A 21,180-nucleotide genomic window follows, 5' to 3' on the forward strand; every position below is an offset into this window, starting at 1 on the left:
TGGCCTAGTCTTCTCGTCCCATTGATATGTGGGTGTCTTCGTGTGTTTCACAAAATACGTGTAAGCACGTGGTTATCCCCCATGCTAGTTCGGCGAGTGTCACCATGACCTTGTCATCAAAGACGTCGGGAACGTGAAGAAAACCTGCACGAGTTTCAGTTCCCGCGGTCGCATGCAAAATCGCATACATGACAGCGTTACACACGTATGTTCCTGCAGTGTATGACAACGACGCAGGGATGCCCTGCGCGTTCATCTCTGTCACTGCTTTTTTAACCGGAAGAGTAGTGAAATACGCGGCAGGTGCGTTCTCTACAATTGGTTGATCAATAGGTGCTGCCCCACTGTTATCGGGTATTCGAGCGTCTGCAAGATTGATGGCAACACGTTCAGGTGTGATCGCGGAGCGCCCACCTGCTACACCAACACACACAATAATGGTGGGATCGATATGCTCGATAAGTTCAGCAAGTTGCTCTTGTGCCTGCGCAAACTCCACTGCGAGTACAGCAGTATGCAATTCAGCGTTGTCGGCTGTAAAGCTTTGGGCAACTAGTTCAACAGCCTCTTGCGAGGGATTACGTGACGCCCCAGCAAATGGTTCAAACCCGGTCAGTAGTATGCGCTGCTTCACGTAATGTTCCTTTGTCCATATGTACAACGACAGGCCCAACCGTTCTGGTTGGGCCTGTCGTTGAATCTAGAGTGTATCTAGGTTAAATATCAGTTTCCGGTGAGCTTCTCACGCAAAGCTGCGAGAGCCTCGTCGGAAGCAAGTGTGCCTTCAGTTGATGGCTCTTCAACTGGTGCTGAGGAGTAAGAAGCTGGTGCTTCTTCTTCCGCTGCTTCACCAGCTGCGGCTGCTGCCTCAGCGTCTGCCTTAGCGGCCTCTGCAACTTGCTTGCGGTGTGATTCCCAACGAGCGTGTGCCTTAGCGTATTCGTTCTCCCAAGCTTCACGCTGGGTTTCGAATCCTTCAAGCCACTCTTCGGTCTCTGGGTCGAAGCCTTCAGGGTACTTGTAGTTACCCTGCTCGTCGTACTCAGCTGCCATTCCGTAGAGTGCTGGGTCGAACTCTTCGGACTCTGGGTCAACACCCTCGTTAGCCTGCTTGAGGGAGAGTGAGATGCGGCGACGCTCGAGGTCGATGTCGATGACCTTAACGAATGCGTCGTCACCAACGTTAACAACCTGCTCTGGGAGGTCAACGTGACGAACAGCAAGCTCGGAGATGTGCACGAGGCCTTCGATGCCGTCCTCAACGCGAACGAATGCACCGAATGGAACGAGCTTGGTGACCTTACCTGGTACAACCTGACCGATCGCGTGTGTGCGAGCGAAGGTCTGCCATGGGTCTTCTTGGGTTGCTTTGAGGGAGAGTGAAACACGCTCACGGTCGAAGTCAACGTCGAGAACCTCAACGGTAACTTCCTGACCAACCTCAACGACCTCACCTGGGTGGTCGATGTGCTTCCATGACAGCTCGGAAACGTGGACGAGACCGTCTACGCCGCCAAGGTCAACGAATGCACCGAAGTTAACGATCGAGGAAACAACACCTGGGCGTACCTGACCCTTTTGCAGGGTCTGGAGGAAGGTGGAACGAACCTCAGACTGAGTCTGCTCAAGCCATGCACGACGTGAAAGCACAACGTTGTTGCGGTTCTTGTCGAGTTCGATGATCTTCGCTTCGATCTCTTTGCCAACGTATGGCATGAGGTCGCGAACGCGACGCATTTCGACGAGTGAAGCTGGGAGGAAGCCGCGAAGACCGATGTCGAGGATAAGACCACCCTTGACAACCTCGATGACGGTACCGGTAACGACGCCGTCTTCTTCTTTGATCTTCTCGATGGTGCCCCAAGCACGCTCGTACTGAGCACGCTTCTTGGACAAGATGAGACGGCCTTCCTTGTCCTCCTTCTGGAGAACTAGAGCCTCAACGGCGTCGCCTACATTTACAACCTCGCCTGGATCAACATCATGCTTGATGGAAAGTTCGCGAGATGGGATGACACCTTCGGTCTTGTAACCGATGTCGAGGAGAACCTCGTCGCGGTCAACCTTGACAATGGTGCCCTCAACGATGTCGCCGTCGTTGAAGTACTTGATGGTTGCGTCAACTGCTGCGAGGAAGTCTTCCTCGGTACCAATGTCGTTGACAGCGACCTGAGGGGTGTTGTTGCTCATTGAGTCTAATGCTCCGATGCGGACAGGAAGTAGTTACGGATAAGTAATTGTGTGGGTTCTCGTGTTCGAAAACACCGTATTCAAGCCTACACGCGCCACAGAATAGGGGCAAACAAGTTAGCCCGCCAAGCGTCAGGTTTCTTTGTGAAACCGGCCACTTAACGGGCAACTATGTTCTTAGCGTATGAAATTATGCAAGAACTCGAGCGACTCGCAACAGATCCTCTGGAACTGGCTTTACCTTTCCAGCGATTTCATCAAGCGGCACCAGAACGACTTCTTCATTACGCAGTGCAGTCATAACGTTAGAGTGACCCTGCGTAATTGCATCCACAGCAGCAACACCAAAACGCGAGCCCAAAATACGGTCGGTTGGTGTTGGTGTACCACCACGTTGCACATGTCCAAGGACTGTAAGACGAGTGTCGAACCCTGTACGCTCTTGGATCTCCTTGGCAACACGCTCACCAATTGCTCCGGCAATAATTTCGCCGTATTGACCAAGCTGCACTTCATAATCCATAGCGCTGCCCTTAACTGGGGCGGCACCTTCAGCGACAACAACGATCGAGAAGTTTGCGTGCGCGCGGTGGCGGTGCTTCAAGAACTTCACGAGTTTTTCGATCTCGAATGGTTCTTCTGGAGCGAGAATGACTTCTGCGCCACCTGCGATGCCAGCAGCAACCGCGATCCACCCAGCGTGTCGTCCCATAACTTCAACAACCATGACTCGGTTGTGCGATTCAGCTGTGGTGTGGACTCGGTCAATCGCTTCTGTCGCAATGTTTACTGCCGTGTGATATCCGATCGATAGATCAGTGCCATACACGTCATTATCAATTGTCTTTGGTATCGCAACCATCTTGATTCCTTGCTCTGCAACTTTCGATGCAGCGTTCAAGGTACCGTCTCCACCAATGCAGATCAACGCTTCAATCCGCTCAGCTTCAAGCGTCGCCATAACTTGTTCCATAGCGCCAGCGGAGTGTGGGTGGAAACGTGCAGTGCCCAACATCGTTCCTCCTTGCGGAAGGATATTACGGATGTTAGACCGGTCGAGTTGCACGACGTCCCCGTCAACTACGCCTTTCCAGCCATTACGGAACCCAATTATCTGGTGTCCGTATTCACCTAGGCCCTGCTTGACTACCGCACGAATGGCGGCGTTGAGCCCCGGGCAGTCCCCTCCACCTGTGAGCAGGCCGATGCGCATAGATACTCCCTCGCAATGAGTGGCTTCGTGCCACATGAGATGTCTTGTCCCAATAGACGGCTGGTCCAAGAAACTTTCAGCGGTTTTACCTTACCTCGTTCGTCACAACGTTTTGTGAAACTTTGGTCCTGTGGCAAGTACTATTCACATGAAGTGTCGTAAAAACTAGCTATCCAGGACGTGATGAGCATGAATATTGGGCGCATTGGATATGAACAGATCGCTGCGCAAGATGCCACGGCTGCTGCCCGCTCATGGTGGGATGACAACTCCACAGACTATTTTGATGACAACGGCGCGTTCCTCAAAGAGTCAACATTCTTTTGGGGGCCAGAAGGAGTAACTGAAGAACAACTCCAGCTACTCACCGGATCACTGCATTTTGACAACGTAAAGATCCTTGAGATTGGCAGCGGCGCAGCGCAATGTTCTCGATGGCTTAAACGCCGCGGCGCACATGTGTTAGCTACAGATCTTTCTTTTTCGATGTTGCAACATTCTCACCGCATCGATAGTTCCGATACGTCGCACACCCCTGTTCCTCTCGTGCAAGCAGACGCACAAAAACTACCTTTTTGTGATGACGCTTTCGACGTAGTGTTCACCTCTTTTGGCGCAATCCCATTTGTTGCGGACGTTGACCGAATCCACAGCGAAGTTTTTCGAGTATTACGACCTGGCGGCCGCTGGGTATATTCGACGACCCATCCAGCGCGTTGGATGTTTCCCGACGACCCAACACGTCACGGCATGAGCATTCAACGCTCGTATTTTGCACGCGAACCGTACGTCGAGTTTGATGCAAACGGAAAAGTCGAATACGCAGAGTTTCATCGAACTGTAGGCGATCATGTGCGTTCTGTTGTTACCGCTGGCTTCGCCCTTACTGATCTCATAGAGCCAGAATGGCCTGCGCACAACACGAACGTGTGGGGTGGCTGGGGTCCCGAACGCGGCGCATACTTGCCCGGAACCTTGATTGTCGTCGCCGATAAAGCATGAAGTGCGCGGAAATGTTTCCCGCGCACTTCATGTCAGTGATATTAGTGACCGGCCTCATGCCAGTTGATTCCAACACCTACGGAAACAGACAGCGGAACAGAAAGTTCTATCGCGTTCGCCATTTCATCTCGCAAAATATCTTCCACGATGCTGGCCTCACCCGCGGCAACTTCAACAAGTAATTCGTCGTGGATTTGCAAAAGCAAACGTGACTCTAACTGTTCAGTTACAAATCGTTCGTGCACACGCAACATAGCAATCTTGATGATGTCAGCTGCGCTTCCTTGGATAGGCGCGTTGAGCGCTACGCGCTCTGCGATTTCACGACGTTGCCTATTATCGGATGTGAGGTCAGGAAGATAACGTCGACGCCCTAAGATCGTTTGTGTATATCCATCAGCCCTGGCCTGATCAACAACGTTTCGCAAGTAATCACGCACTCCCCCAAAACGCTTGAAGTAATCCTCCATAAGAGAGTTGGCCTCTCCCACAGAAATGTTGAGCTGCTTTGACAAACCATATGCCGACAGACCATAGGCAAGGCCATAACTCATGGCTTTCACTTTGGACCGCATCTCAGGGGTCACATCTGTCGTTTCAACATTGAACACATGCGATCCCACATAGTTGTGCAGGTCTTCGCCTGCATTAAATGCAGCAATAAGCCCTGCATCGCCAGAAAGATGCGCCATAATCCGCATCTCGATTTGGCTGTAGTCAGCGGTCAAAAGCGTTTCATAGCCTTCACCGACGGTAAAAGCTTGACGTATTTTGCGTCCAGTTTCCGAACGTACCGGAATGTTTTGCAGATTTGGATCTGCCGAGCTCAACCGCCCTGTAGCAGCAACGGTCTGTTGGAAAGTCGTGTGTATGCGACCATCAGCAGACACAGACTTCAACAGAGTCTCTACTGTCTGACGCAGTTTTGTTACGTCGCGGTGCGCCAGCAACTGCTTCAAAAATGGGTGCTGTGTTTTCGCATATAGGTCGGCTAAAGCCGCGGCGTCTGTCGTATACCCAGTTTTGATCTTTTTTGTTTTGGGCATTTCCAACTGGTCAAACAGCACTTCTTGCAGCTGCTTTGGAGAGCCCAGATTCACTTTCCGCCCGATAGCTTCATAGGCAGCTTCTGCAGCTTCTTGCCCTTCTGTCAGGAAGTACGCTTCAAGATCACGTAAGTGGTCTACGTCTGCAGCAACACCGTAATGTTCCATCTGCGCGAGTGTAAACGCGAGTGGGATTTCGAGTTCTTCCAACAAGTTAAGAGACGAACGAGTTTCGAGTTCTTCACGTAACACCTGCGCGAGCGGCAATATTGCGCTGGCTTGTGCTGCTAGATTCTGGTGCTCTGCTGCGTCATCAAAATCAAGGTCAAACGCACCTTGCCCGGTGTGCTCCGTAACAGTCAAAGACCGATACAAATAACGTTGGGCAAGGTCTTCTAAGCTGTATGAACGCTGATCGGGAAACGCAAGATATGCAGCCAATTCCACATCGAACGTTATGCCTTTAATACCGTTTGAGAAAGGATGGAGCGCATGCCAAATTCCCTTCATCCCGTGCACGATTTTTGGCTGTTCTGCATCGCTCAACCATTGACGTATGAACACCGTATTTACGTCAGAAAGCTCATCTAATGGGAGAACAGCAGCGCGGTTATTCTCGTCAGCAAGGACAACAGTCCATGCAGAGCCACCAAACGGTGTCTTCTTTCCAACAACGTCAACGGCAAGAGTACCTGTCGCTTCTGCTATCCACGGCTCGACTGCGTTGCTTTTAAAAACTGTTATTTCTACTGGCGTCGCTTCGCTAACAGATTGTTCAGGTTCTCCTGCATCTGGCATGAGTGCGAACAGTCGCTCCCGCAGCGTTTTGAACTCTAAGACATCGAAAATTTCATTCATTGCCTCTTTGTTCCACGCTGCAAGTTCAAGGCCGTTTGGCTCAATTGCGACATCCATGTCGGTGAGCAAATGGTTGATTTCGCGGTTGCGGCGAACTTGATCGAGGTGGTTGCGCAGAGACTCGCCAACTTTGCCTTTCACGCTGTCTGCGTGTTCGAGGATGTCGTTGAGACTGCCATATTGCTGTATCCACTTTGCAGCAGTTTTTGGCCCTACCCCCGGGACACCAGGAATGTTATCGGCCTTTTCACCAACTAGTGCAGCAAGGTCTGGATAGTTTTCAGGACGAACACCATATTTTTCTTCTACCGCATCAGGTGTGTATCGCTTCAGTTCAGATACACCTTTAACCGGGTACAAAACAGTAACCGTGTCATTAACTAGCTGCAATGCGTCACGGTCGCCTGAACACACCAGCACGTCCATGCCCTGATCAGTCGCTGTCTTTGACCATGTAGCTAAAATATCGTCTGCTTCAAACATGTCCTTTTCAAAGAACTGAATGTTCATTGAAGACAAGACTTCTTTAATGAGTGGGATTTGCCCTTTGAACTCTTCAGGTGTGGCGTTACGTCCACCTTTATATTCCGGATACTGGTCAGTGCGGAAAGTATGTGAACCAGCGTCAAAAGCCACACCGAGATGGGTCGGCTTTTCGTTAGTAATTAACGTTGCGAGCATAGAAATAAAGCCATGCACGGCGTTTGTATAAGCGCCAGATGACGTGATGAACTTATCCGCCGGAAGAGCAAAAAATGCTCTAAAGGCCATGGAGTGTCCATCAATAATGAGGAGACGGGGTCGCGTAAAGTCGTTCACACCTGCAAACCTATCCTTTATGGAAACAAACAACACGTTGAACGCACCAGAATATTCTCTTCAAGGCACGCTCATTGAACGCATGGGCATCGAACTTACCAAAGTAACTGCTCAAGTTGCTACAGGCACAATGCCTGTCGTGGGCAACACACAACCTCTTGGGCTGTTACATGGTGGAGCAAGCGTAGTGCTTGCAGAAACTTTAGGGTCCATCGCAGCATCTGTGCATGCTGGAGAAGGACGCACTGCGGTGGGTATTGAAGTGAGTGCCACTCACCATGCCTCTGCACGCTCTGGACATGTCTATGGCACGGCCACGGCACTGCATTTAGGGAAAACCACTGCCAGTTACGAAATCGTCATCACTGACGAGTCCGGAAGGCGCTTGTGCACATCACGACTGACGTGCATGATCATCGTTCGGCGAGATTGAGGTTGTAGCGGACGGGGGCGCGTCTGCCCCCTCCCGTTCTTGCGCAAGCGCAGCTTGAAAAGACCGTAAATCAAGCGGGCCGCTATTCGTTTCTATGCGAGCTTTTCGTCTGCGTGCAATCAAATCGTCAAGTGTGCGCGGTCCGCCTCGTCGTGAACGTTTCAGTTCAGCAAGAATGTTACGTTGCAAGGTAGCCACGTTGACGACACGATGAGCCGCGGCAGGCGCAAAACCTAAACGAGATAAAAAGCGCTGCAAGCCTCTCGACCCTGGCAGCGGCAACGCATAAATTTCGGTAGCACCCACCACACTTGCGCGTTCACACAATGCAGAAAGCAATTGATGACCGATGCCGCGTCGTCGTGCTCCCGAAGCAACAAATACCGCCTCTAAATAAACGGTTGGGACGTCAACGAACACACCTGGTGCAACGGTACGCATCATTATGAAACCAACGATGTGGCCTTCTTGGCGTGCAACCAACACATGCGAGCCCTCATATTGAGCAAATACGCCCAGTTGCCGCACCAGACGTTCAGGCTCCCCCACACAGATTTGCGCGCCCAAAGCAGACTCATCTCGTGCATTCACACATAGGTGAGCTACCTCTAAGAGTTCGTGCTCACGAATATCACTCACATCTACGTGCGTAAGCATCTTCACTCCCTGGGCAGTGGTGGCAAAGCGTTGGCGGTTTCTCATCAAAATTTCGTTTATCACGCTTGAAAACGATTGGATCTTTATCCAATCGTGTAAACACGATGTTTGCAAGACCGCCCACACGGCAAGTTCAAAACATTACCGAAGTTTTGTTATTTCTTGGCCTACACATCGGTTTACACCTTGTGTGCTATTTGTCGCCCACTTGATCAATAACCGCGTCAGCAACCTCACGCATCGTCAAACGACGATCCATGGAAGTCTTTTGGATCCAGCGGAACGAATCAGGTTCAGAAAGCCCCATCTTCGTCATCAGGAGACCTTTAGCACGGTCAACACGCTTACGTGTTTCAAACCGCTCTGCCAAGTCTGCAACTTCAGATTCCAAAGCAGTGATCTGCTTGTACCGAGAAATTGCGATTTCGACTGCAGGCAACAGGTCGGCAGGGCTGAACGGCTTCACAACGTAAGCCATAGCACCAGCGTCTCGCGCACGCTCCACAAGCTCAGTTTGAGAGAAAGCAGTAAGCAACACTACCGGCGCAACATGCGCTTTGCCGATACGTTCAGCTGCGCTAATGCCATCAAGTTCAGGCATTTTGACATCCATCACCACAACATCTGGTTTTAGTTCCGTAGCGAGGCGAACAGCAGTCTCGCCGTCCCCAGCCTCACCAACAACCTCATAGCCCGCTTCGCGCAGGGTCTCTACGACGTCCATGCGGATAAGAGCCTCGTCTTCAGCGACGACTGCACGACGTACGGGTCGAGTTGGGGCAACAGCTTCGTCGTCCCCTGGAGACAGGTTAGTCAAGTCAATCACGTTGTCCTGCTCCTTTGCCGAAGCGTCTGCGCTTGTTGGTTGTTCGTCTTTCATGGTCACGAAACTATCTTAGTCTCTATCTCGACCTTCATAAGCCTAGAAGCCCTATTTTAGTAAAGCGAAATGCAGGTCACACAAAAAACGCGTGCCTCGATTTCATGTATCCGCCGTTCACGTGTAATCTTTTACTCGGACAGAACACCAGTTCTGACGCCTAGGGTGGACTTCACTTCAGTTTCCTACACGGAAACAGTAGCGATCTTCAGTTCTTTAGCCCCGGTAGCCCAACCGGCAGAGGCGTTCGGCTCAAACCCGATCCAGTGTGGGTTCGAATCCCACCCGGGGCACCAGAAAAAACCGCTGATTTTATCAGCGGTTTTTTTATACCCTTTTCTAGGTTGCACTGTGACTTCATTGCGCGCTTGCATCCCAAACAAGTGTGGGCGCCACCGCAATCGGTAGCGCCCACACTCACAGACCTAAAACAGGCTAGTCTCAGATGTCGTCACCGATACGGTGTACGAGGATCGAGTTTGTGGTTCCTGAAACGCCCACTGGAGCACCAGAAACAACAACGATCATGTCGCCGGTCTCAGCAAGACCCTGCTCTTGCAAGCGTGCGTCAACGATACGTACCATCTCGTCGGTTGAAGTTACTTCTTCAACTTTCTGTGAGGTTACGCCCCATGACAGTGCAAGCACTGAAGCAACGTCAGAACGTGGCGTGAATGCCAAGTGCTGCAGTGGTGAACGCAGACGAGCGAAACGGCGTGCCGAGTCACCTGACTGAGTGAAGGTTACTGCGTACTTAACGCCTAGGGTCTCACCAATCTCAGCTGCCGCACGGGTGATAGCACCACCGCGGGTGTGAGGGGTTGAACCGAGAGGAGCGATACGCTCACGTCCGAGCTCTTCGGTTGCTTCAACAATCTTTGCCATTGTCTCAACGGCTTCAATAGCGAAGTCACCAACTGAGGTCTCACCGGAAAGCATGACAGCGTCAGCACCATCAAGGATGGCGTTTGCGCAGTCAGATGCTTCTGCACGAGTTGGGCGTGGGTTTGTGATCATTGACTCAAGTACCTGAGTTGCAACGATTACTGGCTTTGCGTTGCGGCGAGCAAGCTCAACTGCACGCTTCTGCACGAGTGGAACCTGCTCGAGAGGAAGCTCAACACCAAGGTCACCACGGGCAACCATGATGGCGTCGAATGCATCAACGATCTCTGCGAGGTTCTCTACAGCCTGTGGCTTTTCAACCTTAGCTACAACTGGAAGAACACGGCCTTCTTCTTCCATGACGCGACGAACGTCGTCGTAGTCTTTAGCGGTACGAACGAAGGACAAAGCGATGATGTCAGCGCCGAGGCGAACTGCCCAACGAAGGTCAGCTTCGTCTTTGTCTGACATTGCTGGAACAGAAACGTTAGCTCCAGGCAGGTTCAGGCCCTTGTTGTTTGAGATTGGTCCTGGAACCTCACACTTGGTAACAACGCGGGTTTCGTCTACCTCGATAACACGAACGGTAACTTTACCGTCGTCGATGAGGATAGCGTCGCCAACCTTTGCATCGCCTGGAAGGCCTTTGTGCGTGGTGGAGCAGATCTCCTGGTTACCAAGGATGTCATCCGTGGTGATGGTGAATACATCGCCAACAGCAAGGAAGTACTTGCGGTCTTCCTCGAACTTGCCGAGACGAATCTTTGGTCCCTGTAGGTCAACAAGAACAGCAACGTTACGGCCAGCGTCTTTAGCTGCTTGGCGTACGTTACGGTATACGTTCTCGTGCTCTTCAAATCCACCGTGGGAACGGTTAATACGTGCTACGTCCATTCCCGCAGCGACGAGCCTCGCCATGTTCTCTGGTGAGGAAGTTGCGGGTCCGATGGTGCAAACGATCTTTGCTTTGCGCATAGCTCCAGCCTATTGCTTGTCTAATACAGCTCTGGGGACGAAATGATCCCTTGTCGTATCTATTCTAGACGTCGTTTAACAGATGACATATGGGACTTCAGGGTCGCAAGGCTTGTGTGGTGGCTTTCACCGGTGTAGGGAGTTCGGTTTCGCCGTGCAAGAATGTGTCAACACTCGCTGCAGCAGCTCGTCCTTCAGCAATCGCCCATACGATGAGCGACTGTCCCCTACCGGCATCCCCGACAACAAAAACTCCTGGCAAACCAGTTGAAAAGTCATCGCGACGCGCAAAGACGCCTCGATCGGTGACTTCCGCGCTGCTTTGCGAGGTAAAAGTTTCTGTCTCAGGCCCCACAAAACCCATTGCGATCAAGACCAAGTCTGCAGGAATGACCTGTTCCGTGCCTTGCTTAGGAACACGCCTACCGTCAGGAAGGTACTCTGTGGTCGCAACTTTGAGTCCGACAACGTTGTTGTTTTCGTCGCCTATAAACTCAACTGTCGATGCAAGATAGTCGCGTTCTCCGCCTTCTGCATGCGAACTCGACACCTCGAAAAGAGTGGGGTGGGTTGGCCAAGGCTGAGTGCTTGGCCGCTCCAGTGGGGGTTTTTTGCCAATGGCAAGTGTTGTAACACTGGCTGCTCGCTGACGTAGAGCTGTTCCAATACAGTCCGAGCCTGTGTCACCACCACCGATAACAATAACGTTTTTTCCGTCAGCACGTATCTGATTGTCCAAAGTTTCGCCATTTAACGCCTGATTAGCTTGGGTAAGGTACTCCATCGCAAAGTGAATACCGCCAAGTTGACGCCCCGGTAAAGGTAAGTCACGAGGCACAGAAGCGCCTGTTGCGACGACAACAGCATCAAACCGCGAGCACAAGTCCTCCCACGTGATGTCTTCGCCGATAGTGACGTTTGTCCTAAAGCGGGTTCCTTCTGCTTCCATTTGTTCGAGGCGGCGATCAATGTGTGATTTTTCTAATTTAAAGTCTGGGATTCCATAACGGAGGAGTCCACCGATGCGTGCGTCGCGTTCGTAGACGACTACGGTGTGTCCTGCTCGGGTGAGTTGTTGTGCTGCGGCAAGTCCACCCGGTCCGGATCCGACAACTGCAACGGTTTTTCCTGATAGGCGTTGTGGGATTTCGGGGGTGACGAGCCCTCGTTCGAAGGCTTCGTCGATGATGGTCACTTCAATGTTTTTTATGGTGACTGCGGGTTGGTTTATTCCTAGCACGCAGCTTGTTTCGCAGGGTGCTGGGCAGACTCGACCGGTGAATTCTGGGAAGTTGTTTGTTGCGTGGAGGCGTTCTATGGCTAGTTCCCATTGTCCGCGGGAGACGAGGTCGTTCCAGTCGGGGATGAGGTTTCCTAGCGGGCAACCTTGGTTGCAGAAGGGGATTCCGCAGTCCATGCATCGTCCGGCTTGGGTTTTTACGTATGGTGAGTCTGATTCGCGTGCGCTGAGCACGTCTTTGTAATCGAGTAGGCGTACTTCGATGGGACGGTATTGAGGGAGTTCACGTTCGCGTACCTTTAGAAATCCACGTGGGTCAGCCACGGGTCACCTCCAATATTCCTTCCCAAACACCTGGGGTGCCTAGGTCAATTCCGTTGCTTTCAGCATCTTGTAGTGCGGTGCGGATGCGCGCGTATTCGGCGGGGAGTACTCGTGTGAACCGTGCGAGTGATGCGGGTAGGTCTGCGAGTAGTTTTTGTGCTGTTGCTGAGCCGGTTACGTCTGCATGACGGTTGAGTAGTTCGATGACGCGTTGTGCGTCTTCGTCGTTGAGTCCTGTGATGAGGAATTCGTTTGCGTTGTAGGAGTCGTCGTTGAGTGCGTGTACGTTGAGGTCGAGAACGTAGGCTACTCCCCCGGACATGCCTGCTGCGAGGTTGCGGCCGGTTGGTCCGAGGATGAGGACTTCACCGCCGGTCATGTATTCGCATGCGTGGTCGCCAACGCCTTCGACGACGAGTGTTGCACCGGAGTTTCGTACTGCGAAGCGTTCTCCTGCGACTCCATTGAGGAGTATTTCCCCTGAGGTTGCGCCGTATCCGATGACGTTTCCGGCGATGACGTTGTGCTGTGCGGCAAGGGGGCTGTTGTGGTGGGGTTTCACTGAGATGTGTCCGCCTGATAGTCCTTTACCGACGTAGTCGTTTGCGTCTCCGGTGAGGTTCATGGTGATGCCGCGCGGCACGAAGGCGCCAAAGGATTGTCCTGCTGATCCGGTGAGGTTGACCGTGATGGTGTCGTCGGGTAGTCCTGTGCCACGGTAGCGTTTGGTGACCTCGTAGCCGAGCATTGTGCCGACTGTGCGGTGGATGTTTCGCACCTCACTGGTGATGGTGACTGGTTGACCTGTTTCTAGCGCGTTATGTGCTTGTGTGATGAAGGTGCGGTCGAGAGCGCGGTCGAGACCATGTTGTTGGTCTTTTGCTTTTTTGATGTCGGAGCCAGGTCGTGGTGTGACGTTTTCTAGGACGTGGGTAAGGTCTAGTCCTTCTGCTTTCCAGTGGTTCACTGCTTTACGGGCGTTGAGTACGTCGACGTGCCCGATTGCTTCGTCTAGGGTTTTGAATCCTAGTTGAGCGAGGTATTCGCGTACTTCTTGTGCAATGAATTCGAAGAAAGTAACAACGAATTCTGGTTTTCCAGTAAAGCGTGATCTAAGTTCTGGATTTTGTGTGGCGACACCTACTGGGCAGGTGTCGAGATGGCAGACACGCATCATGACGCAGCCTGAGACGACCATGGGGGCTGTTGCGAACCCGTATTCTTCAGCGCCGAGGAGTGCTGCGATAACGACGTCTCGGCCGGTTTTGAGTTGTCCATCAACTTGTACGGTGATGCGGTCTCGTAGGTCGTTGAGGATGAGTGTTTGTTGTGTTTCGGCTAGTCCGATTTCCCAAGGTGTTCCCGCGTGTTTCAACGAGTTGAGTGGGCTTGCCCCGGTTCCGCCGTCGTGTCCAGAGATGAGTACGACGTCAGCGTGAGCTTTTGATACACCTGCTGCTACGGTTCCGACACCAAACTCTGATACGAGTTTGACGTGGATGCGTGCTTGCGGGTTTGCGTTTTTTGCATCGTGGATGAGCTGTGCGAGGTCTTCAATGGAGTAGATGTCGTGGTGTGGTGGTGGTGAGATGAGACCAACGCCTGGGGTTGAGTGACGTGTTTCTGCAATCCACGGATACATTTTGTGCCCTGGGAGTTGCCCACCTTCACCGGGTTTTGCGCCTTGTGCGAGTTTGATTTGTATGTCATCTGCGTTGACGAGGTATTCGGAGGTTACGCCGAATCGTCCTGAAGCGATTTGCTTTACTTTGGAGCGTCGTTCAGGGTCGTAGAGGCGTTCTGGGAGTTCTCCACCTTCGCCTGTGTTTGAGCGTGCGCCGAGTCGGTTCATCGCTATTGCGAGTGTCTCGTGTGTTTCTTGCGAGATTGAACCGTATGACATTGCGCCTGTGTTGAACCTTTTAACAATGTCTGAAATCGGTTCAACCTCGTCTATGGAGATTGCTGGGCGTTGTGATTCAAAGTCCAGTAGCCCACGCAACGTCATAAGACGTTCTGAATGTTCGTTAACGCGCGCCGTGTATTGGCGGAAGATATCGAACTGTCGAGTGCGGGTTGAGTGTTGCAGCCGGAACACTGTTTCGGGGTCAAAGAGGTGTTCTTCTCCGTCGCGGCGCCACTTGTATTCTCCCCCGCTGGGCAGTGGCTGGTTGTGTTTTACAGCCCCTGAGGCCGGGTATGCGTCGGCATGGCGCATTGCTACTTCACGAGCAATATGAGTGAGTCCAATGCCGTCAAGTCTGCTTGTGGTGCCAGTGAAGTATGTATCGATGAGTTCATGTGACAGGCCGAGCGCTTCAAAGACTTGTGCGCCACGGTAGGAGGACATCGTTGAGATACCCATTTTGCTCATGATTTTCAAAACGCCTTTTCCAAGTGCCTTGATTAAGTTCTTTACTGCCACGTCGGCGGTTACGTCGAGGAGCCCTTTAGCAGCAAGGTCTTCCACGGATTCCATTGCTAGATATGGGTTTACTGCTGCCGCACCATAGCCCACAAGCAAAGCAACATGGTGAACTTCACGTACGTCACCAGCTTCAACGACGAGGGACACTTGGGTGCGGGTGTGCTGCCGCAATAAGTGTTGGTGGACTGCAGATAGGAGCAGCAGCGAAGGAATCGGGGCGTAGTCTGAATATGAGTTGCGGTCAGACAAGATAATGAAACTCGTGCCACCGGCTACGGCTTCGTCGACTTCCCGGAAGATCTCTTCAAGGCGCTCACGAAGTGCTTCACCACCACGATCAACACGGTAAAGCCCACGGATAACGATAGAGCGGAAACTTCCGTTCAGTGACTTCACTTTATCGATGTGGACGATCTTCGCCAGTTCGTCGTTGGATAGCACTGGGAAGTCCAACACTACTTTGCGTGCGTGCTGCGCGGTTTCGCTCAAGAGGTTTGGTTCTGGGCCTATCGCACCCCCGATAGAAGTAACCAGTCGTTCCCTGATGGAATCCAGAGGCGGGTTTGTGACCTGCGCGAACATTTGTGCAAAGTAATCAAACATGAGCTTGGGGCGTTGCGAAAGAACAGCAATAGGCGTGTCGGTTCCCATCGCGCCGATAGGTTCCATACCGTCATTTGCCATTGGGGTGAGAAGGATTTTTAGTTCTTCTTCGGTGTACCCAAAAGCACGCTGCCTGCGCTGTACAGAAGCTGAAGAGTGTGCGATATGTTCACGGTCTGGAAGTTCAGAAAGATTGATTTCGTTTTCTGAAACCCATTGCGCATACGGATTAAGCGCTGCAAGTTCACTTTTGATTTCTGCATCTGGGATGATCCGCTGTTGCTGAGTGTCAACAAGGAACATTTTTCCTGGTTCAAGCCGACCCTTTTGAACGACTTTTTCTGGTGCAATATCAAGCACACCCGCTTCTGAGGCCAATACTACGAGCCCCTCGTCGGTCACCCAGTAGCGTCCCGGACGCAATCCGTTACGGTCAAGGACCGCACCGATCTGGGTGCCGTCAGTAAACGTTAAGCATGCGGGTCCATCCCACGCTTCCATCAAGTTTGCGTGGTATTCGTAAAAAGCGCGTTTGTTGTTGTCCATAGAAGCATGGTTTTCCCACGCTTCTGGAACCATCATCATCACCGCGTGTGGAAGCGTCCGCCCAGCAAGGTGAAGAAGTTCAAGCACCTCGTCAAACGACGCAGAATCTGATGCGCCTTGCGAGCAGATGGGTAGCAACGGCGCTAAATCACCTAAGACCTCTGCTTCAAGGTTTCCTTGACGCGCGGACATCCAGTTTCGGTTTCCTCGAACAGTATTGATTTCACCGTTGTGGGCAATCATCCGAAACGGCTGAGCAAGCGGCCAGGAAGGAAAAGTGTTAGTTGAAAAACGCGAGTGTACAAGCGCGATCTCTGAAAGATAATCTTCACTGCTCAGGTCAGGAAAGAAGGGCCGCAGTTGTGCGACAGTCAACATGCCCTTGTACGTAATTGTGCGTGAAGACAAGGAAGCAAAAAACAGCGAAAGTTCTGCTTCTGCACGTTTACGTAATCGATACGTTAAACGATCAAGAGAGATCCCCTCATGTGCCCCTTGAGCGCTTGACACGAAAAGCTGTTCAAAGGATGGCATTGCCTGCTCTGCGGACTGTCCCACCAATCCTTCAGTGATGGGCACTTCACGCCAACCCAATACAGTCAATGACTCTTGTTCAGCAATTTTTTCGACATCGTTTTTTACGGCAAGGGCTGCTGCAGCATCACGTGGCAGAAAAGCTATTCCTACAGCGTAAGATCCGGCTTCTGGCAAAGTGAACGTAACGTTTTTGCGTAAGAACGTATCCGGTATCTGCGTGAGGATTCCAGCCCCATCGCCGGTGTCTTCCTCAGCGCCTACCGCTCCACGGTGATCGAGGTTTACTAGGGATGTGAGCGCGCCCTCAACAATGTCATGCCCAGGGAAACCACGTAAGGTAGCGACGAAAGCAACACCGCATGCATCATGTTCTGCGACAGGATCATAAAGCCCTTGTGTTTCTAGGGAAGTTCCCCACACTGTCGTTGAGTTACTGTATGCACGTGTGGCAGCCCTCTGGGTACGCATCTGTATCGCCTCACTCCTCATGCTTCTACATCGTTTTGAAGCACAACCATGGCCTAAGCCTTAGAACAAGCATGACAGTACATATTTTGTATGTCCTGAGCGTTACAACATTTTCGGCGAGGTTTCGTAAGCGTTTTCGTTGTGTTTCAAACAGTTTTCGTACCTGATCATCCCCACTTAAACGCATCCGTACATGCAACAAAAAAAGGCGAGGAACCCTGAAAATTTCAGGGTTCCTCGCCTCGTATGAGGTTTTACTTGTCTTCGTCTACGTCTTCAAGTTCTGTTTCAACGTCATCGATTTCGTTAACGTGATTGTTACGTCTACCGGTGATGAGGAAACCTACGATTCCCAGCGCGAGCACTCCAAGTGAGGTCCACACGTTAAGTCGTAAGCCAAGTACCATTTCAGCGGCATCAATACGTAATGTCTCAATCCAAAGTCGGCCTAAGGTGTAGAACACCACGTAAAGCCAGAAGACTTGACCCGGTTTGAAAGTAAATTTCTTATCTAGCCAGAGCAGCAACAGTGCTGCCGCAACACACCAAACAAGTTCATACAAGAAAGTGGGGTGGAAAAGGGTGCCTGATTCAAAGCCTGCTGGCAGGTGGGCGTCATCAATTTCGAGGCCCCACGGCAAGGTTGTAGGTTTACCAAACAGTTCTTGGTTAAACCAGTTACCTAGTCGCCCAATAGCCTGCGCAAGTAAAAGCCCGGGCGCTAACGCATCAGCGAAGTCGGCAAACCTGACTCCTTTTCGTTTACATCCTATCCATGCACCAACTGCACCGAGAGCTATCGCTCCCCAAATGCCAAGGCCGCCTTCCCAAATGTACAAAGCTTTTATTGGGTCGCCGTCTTCGCCAAAGTAAGCGCGCGGAGACGAAATAACGTGATAGATGCGTCCACCGATAATTCCAAAGGGAACCGCCCACATGGAAATATCAAAAACGTCATCCGCTGTGCCGCCACGAGCAACCATGCGACGAGATGTGAGCCATACGGCCACGACAATCCCCGTGAGGATCGCCAATGCGTATGCGCGCACAGGCACAGGCCCCAAATACCACACGCTTTCTGAGGGACTTGGGATCGAAGCGATCACAGTATGTACAGGTGACATTCCTAGCCTTACTTTCGCGCTGAACGGATACCCTCGGCGAGGGAACGGGCTACATCTTGCAGGTTTCGAACACGTTCTTCGAATGGTTGTGTGCCTAACAGCGCTCGCACGAACGCCGAACCGACAATCACACCATCAGCATAACGCGCCACGTCCCGGGCTTGTTCCGGCTTAGATACGCCTAAGCCTACGCACACAAGTTCAGCTCCTGCCTGTCGCGTGCGGTCAACAAGTTCTTCTGCATGAGAGCCAAGTGATGTACGTTCTCCAGTGACACCCATCGTTGATGCTGCATACACAAAACCTCGTGAGGCGTGAGCAGTGAGCGCCAATCGTTCTGTGGTAGAAGACGGAGCCACTAAAAAGACCTTGTCGAGATTTAAATCGTCTGCAACATCAATCCATTCCTGTGCTGCATCTGGTGTTAAATCGGGGGTAATAAGTCCGCTTCCGCCTGCCGCTTTCAGGTCTTCACCAAATTTTCGTAGCCCATAGCGATAGATCGGGTTGAAGTAAGTCATCACAAGTATGGGGGCGCCGAGATCTGCAATGGCTCGGATAACAGTAAAGACATCGTGCAGCTTCACACCGTTGGTGAGCGCCTCTTGGACAGCGTTTTGGATAACTTCACCGTCCATAACCGGGTCCGTATAAGGAATGCCCAGTTCAAGGATGTCTGCCCCAGCTTCAATGAGTGCGCGAGCAGCAACGATTGATTCTTCAACCGTGGGAAACCCAATGGGCAAATACCCTATAAGCGCGGCGCGACCTTCTTGACGAAGCTCAATTAATTTTTGTGCAACAGCGCTCACGCGTTTGTCCCCTCACCACTCAAATCTGCGTCGCTGTCAACAAGATTGAACCATCTTGCTGCTGTAGCAACGTCTTTGTCTCCACGTCCTGAAAGATTGACTAAAATTACTTCATCTGTTCGTCCGGCAGCAGCAGCTTCTTGCCCTAGTTTCAAGGCGCCTGCGAGCGCGTGTGACGATTCGATTGCGGGGATGATGCCCTCTGTGCGAGACAGTAGACGAAGTGCGTCCATTGCTTCTGCGTCGGTAACAGCACGATATTCAGCACGGCCGATTGCAGCTAGGTGTGAGTGTTGAGGGCCTACGCCTGGGTAGTCCAAGCCTGCAGAAATTGAGTGGCTTTCAATTGTTTGGCCGTCTTCGTCTTGCAGGAGATAGGAGCGTGCGCCGTGTAGGATTCCCGGTGCGCCACCAGAAATAGTTGCAGCGTGCTTGCCTGTTTCGATGCCCTCACCACCGGCTTCAAGACCGACAAGGCGCACTGTGTCGTCGTCGAGGAACGCGTCAAAAATTCCGATTGCGTTGGAGCCTCCACCTACACAGGCAGCAACTACATCAGGTAGTTTTCCGATTTCTTCAAGCATTTGCTCGCGTGCTTCAACACCAATGATGCGTTGGAAATCACGCACCATTGCTGGGAATGGGTGGGGTCCTGCTGCCGTGCCAAACACATAGTTAGTTGTTTCGACGTTGGTTACCCAGTCACGCAGCGCTTCATTGATTGCGTCTTTCAGTGTGCGTGATCCCGTTTTTACTGGGATGACTTCTGCACCCAACAGACGCATGCGTGCAACGTTGAGTGCTTGGCGTTTGGTGTCTTCCTCACCCATGTATACAACGCATTCGAGGTCAAAAAGCGCTGCTGCGGTTGCTGTGGCAACGCCATGCTGCCCGGCACCTGTTTCTGCGATGACACGTTTTTTACCCACTCGTTTTGTCAAGAGGGCTTGTCCAAGAACGTTGTTTACTTTATGTGACCCTGTGTGGTTGAGGTCTTCACGCTTCAAGAAGACGCGGACGCCGCCTGCATGTTGGGCGAATCTAGGGACTTCCGTGATGATTGATGGGCGTCCCGAGTAACTCTTGTGGAGTCTGGCTAATTCTGCTTCAAATGTTGGATCTATTTTTGCTTTTTGGTAGATCGCGTCCAGTTCATCTAATGCAGCGATAAGCGCTTCGGGCATGTATCTACCCCCGAACTCTCCAAAAAAGGGTCCTGGTAAATTCTGCAATGATGACGCCATTGGGTTGCTCCAGCTTAAAGTGTGAATCTCAAAAAATAATTAGTGTCGGATTGACCGAATTGAGGGGTGGGACCCTGCTGCGACGAGGTCTGCGACCACGGCTCTCGGGTTGTCTCCAGTTACTAAAGCCTCACCAACAAGTACTGCATCGGCGCCATGACGGACATAGTCGACAACATCGTGCGGCCCGCGCACTCCTGATTCTGCGACTCTGACGATTCCTTCAGGAATGGAATCAGCAACTTTTGCAAAGGTTTCCCTGTCAACGTCTAACGTTTTGAGGTTGCGTGAGTTGACGCCGATGAGTCGTGCTCCTGCGGCAACGGCACGGTTCACTTCGTCGACGGTGTGGACTTCGACGAGAGCTGTCATACCTAGGGAGTGAGTTCGCTCAATAAGCGATTCAAGAACGGTTTGTTCTAAAGCAGCAACAATGAGCAGCACTACGTCTGCCCCATATGCTCGGGCTTCCCAGACTTGATATGGCGTGACTACAAAGTCTTTACGTAAAACAGGAATATCCACGGCTGCTCGTACAGCCTTGAGGTCGGCCAATGAACCACCAAATCGGCGTTCTTCTGTAAGAACAGAGATGACCGCGGCTCCTCCACGCTCGTATTCCAGAGCCAAGACTGCAGGGTCTGGAATATCTGCTAAGGCGCCTTTGCTTGGGCTTTTACGTTTCACCTCTGCGATGACGCCCACCGCTTCAGGGCTTTTCAACCTGCTCAAACATTCTTTTGCGCCCTGCTGCCGTGCAGCACGCTCTTTCAGCACACTCAGTGGTGTTTCAGCTTCACGTATGGCGAGATCTTCACGCACGCCAGCAATGATGTCATCGAGTACAGTCACGACAGTTCATCCTCCCAAGGAAACAATGCATCCAAGTTAGCGCT

General features: G+C 51.9%; 15 protein-coding genes and 1 tRNA gene. 3 read left to right on the forward strand and 13 right to left on the reverse strand.

Annotated features, from left to right (window positions below; all coding sequences use genetic code 11):
- Positions 1 to 4: 4 nt before the first annotated feature.
- The 3 genes from pcp to ACR9EC_RS03325 form a co-directional block, all read right to left on the reverse strand.
- Positions 5 to 634 carry a pyroglutamyl-peptidase I gene (gene pcp, locus ACR9EC_RS03315; protein WP_435300100.1) on the reverse strand — a complete coding sequence of 210 codons (630 nt, stop codon included), beginning with the start codon at positions 632 to 634 and terminating at the stop codon, positions 5 to 7.
- An 89-nt stretch (positions 635 to 723) separates the two neighbouring features.
- On the reverse strand, positions 724 to 2,190 hold the full coding sequence (gene rpsA, locus ACR9EC_RS03320) for a 30S ribosomal protein S1 (protein WP_435300101.1): 1,467 nt from the start codon (positions 2,188 to 2,190) through the stop codon (positions 724 to 726).
- A 190-nt stretch (positions 2,191 to 2,380) separates the two neighbouring features.
- A complete protein-coding gene (locus ACR9EC_RS03325; RefSeq protein ID WP_435300102.1) occupies positions 2,381 to 3,403 on the reverse strand; it encodes a 6-phosphofructokinase in 1,023 nt (340 codons plus the stop codon).
- A gap of 189 nt (positions 3,404 to 3,592) precedes the next feature.
- On the opposite strand from ACR9EC_RS03325, the gene ACR9EC_RS03330 reads away from it, so the two are divergent.
- Complete coding sequence (locus tag ACR9EC_RS03330) at positions 3,593 to 4,405, forward strand: class I SAM-dependent methyltransferase (RefSeq protein ID WP_435300103.1); 813 nt, start codon at positions 3,593 to 3,595, stop codon at positions 4,403 to 4,405.
- A gap of 41 nt (positions 4,406 to 4,446) precedes the next feature.
- On the opposite strand, the gene polA is transcribed toward ACR9EC_RS03330, so the two are convergent.
- The gene (polA, locus tag ACR9EC_RS03335; RefSeq protein WP_435300104.1) at positions 4,447 to 7,128 is read right to left on the reverse strand and encodes a DNA polymerase I; all 2,682 of its coding nucleotides are present in this window, start codon (positions 7,126 to 7,128) and stop codon (positions 4,447 to 4,449) included.
- Positions 7,129 to 7,147: 19 nt separating this feature from the next.
- Between polA and ACR9EC_RS03340 the strand changes: the two genes are divergently transcribed.
- Positions 7,148 to 7,561 (forward strand): hotdog fold thioesterase, encoded by a 414-nt coding sequence (locus ACR9EC_RS03340; RefSeq protein ID WP_435300105.1) that lies wholly within the window; start codon positions 7,148 to 7,150, stop codon positions 7,559 to 7,561.
- Here ACR9EC_RS03340 and ACR9EC_RS03345 read toward each other — a convergent pair.
- Both ACR9EC_RS03345 and ACR9EC_RS03350 read right to left on the reverse strand, forming a co-directional pair.
- Positions 7,523 to 8,218, reverse strand: a complete 696-nt coding sequence (locus tag ACR9EC_RS03345) for a GNAT family N-acetyltransferase (protein WP_435300106.1) — start codon at positions 8,216 to 8,218, stop codon at positions 7,523 to 7,525. The genes ACR9EC_RS03340 and ACR9EC_RS03345 overlap by 39 nt on opposite strands.
- A 193-nt stretch (positions 8,219 to 8,411) precedes the next feature.
- A complete protein-coding gene (locus ACR9EC_RS03350) occupies positions 8,412 to 9,098 on the reverse strand; it encodes an ANTAR domain-containing response regulator (protein ID WP_435300597.1) in 687 nt (228 codons plus the stop codon).
- A 219-nt stretch (positions 9,099 to 9,317) separates the two neighbouring features.
- Here ACR9EC_RS03350 and ACR9EC_RS03355 point away from each other — a divergent pair.
- Positions 9,318 to 9,394: transfer RNA gene (locus ACR9EC_RS03355), tRNA-Leu, on the forward strand.
- A 145-nt stretch (positions 9,395 to 9,539) separates the two neighbouring features.
- On the opposite strand, the gene pyk is transcribed toward ACR9EC_RS03355, so the two are convergent.
- The 7 genes from pyk to trpC form a co-directional block, all read right to left on the reverse strand.
- Complete coding sequence (gene pyk / locus ACR9EC_RS03360; RefSeq protein WP_435300107.1) at positions 9,540 to 10,958, reverse strand: pyruvate kinase; 1,419 nt, start codon at positions 10,956 to 10,958, stop codon at positions 9,540 to 9,542.
- Between the two features lie 97 nt (positions 10,959 to 11,055).
- Positions 11,056 to 12,522, reverse strand: a complete 1,467-nt coding sequence (locus tag ACR9EC_RS03365; RefSeq protein ID WP_435300108.1) for a glutamate synthase subunit beta — start codon at positions 12,520 to 12,522, stop codon at positions 11,056 to 11,058.
- Positions 12,515 to 17,104: a glutamate synthase large subunit gene (gltB, locus tag ACR9EC_RS03370; RefSeq protein WP_435300109.1), complete on the reverse strand. Its 4,590-nt coding sequence runs from the start codon at positions 17,102 to 17,104 to the stop codon at positions 12,515 to 12,517. The genes ACR9EC_RS03365 and gltB overlap by 8 nt, the downstream gene beginning before the upstream one ends.
- A 254-nt stretch (positions 17,105 to 17,358) precedes the next feature.
- Positions 17,359 to 18,228, reverse strand: coding sequence for a prolipoprotein diacylglyceryl transferase (lgt, locus tag ACR9EC_RS03375; RefSeq protein WP_435300110.1), 870 nt, complete (start codon positions 18,226 to 18,228; stop codon positions 17,359 to 17,361).
- Positions 18,229 to 18,236: 8 nt separating this feature from the next.
- On the reverse strand, positions 18,237 to 19,040 hold the full coding sequence (trpA, locus tag ACR9EC_RS03380) for a tryptophan synthase subunit alpha (protein WP_435300111.1): 804 nt from the start codon (positions 19,038 to 19,040) through the stop codon (positions 18,237 to 18,239).
- Positions 19,037 to 20,284, reverse strand: coding sequence for a tryptophan synthase subunit beta (gene trpB, locus ACR9EC_RS03385; protein WP_435300112.1), 1,248 nt, complete (start codon positions 20,282 to 20,284; stop codon positions 19,037 to 19,039). The genes trpA and trpB overlap by 4 nt, the downstream gene beginning before the upstream one ends.
- 39 nt (positions 20,285 to 20,323) lie before the next feature.
- Positions 20,324 to 21,136: an indole-3-glycerol phosphate synthase TrpC gene (gene trpC / locus ACR9EC_RS03390; protein WP_435300113.1), complete on the reverse strand. Its 813-nt coding sequence runs from the start codon at positions 21,134 to 21,136 to the stop codon at positions 20,324 to 20,326.
- Positions 21,137 to 21,180: the final 44 nt, after the last annotated feature.

Source organism: Timonella sp. A28, assembly GCF_051200815.1.
Classification (GTDB): domain Bacteria; phylum Actinomycetota; class Actinomycetes; order Actinomycetales; family Cellulomonadaceae; genus Timonella.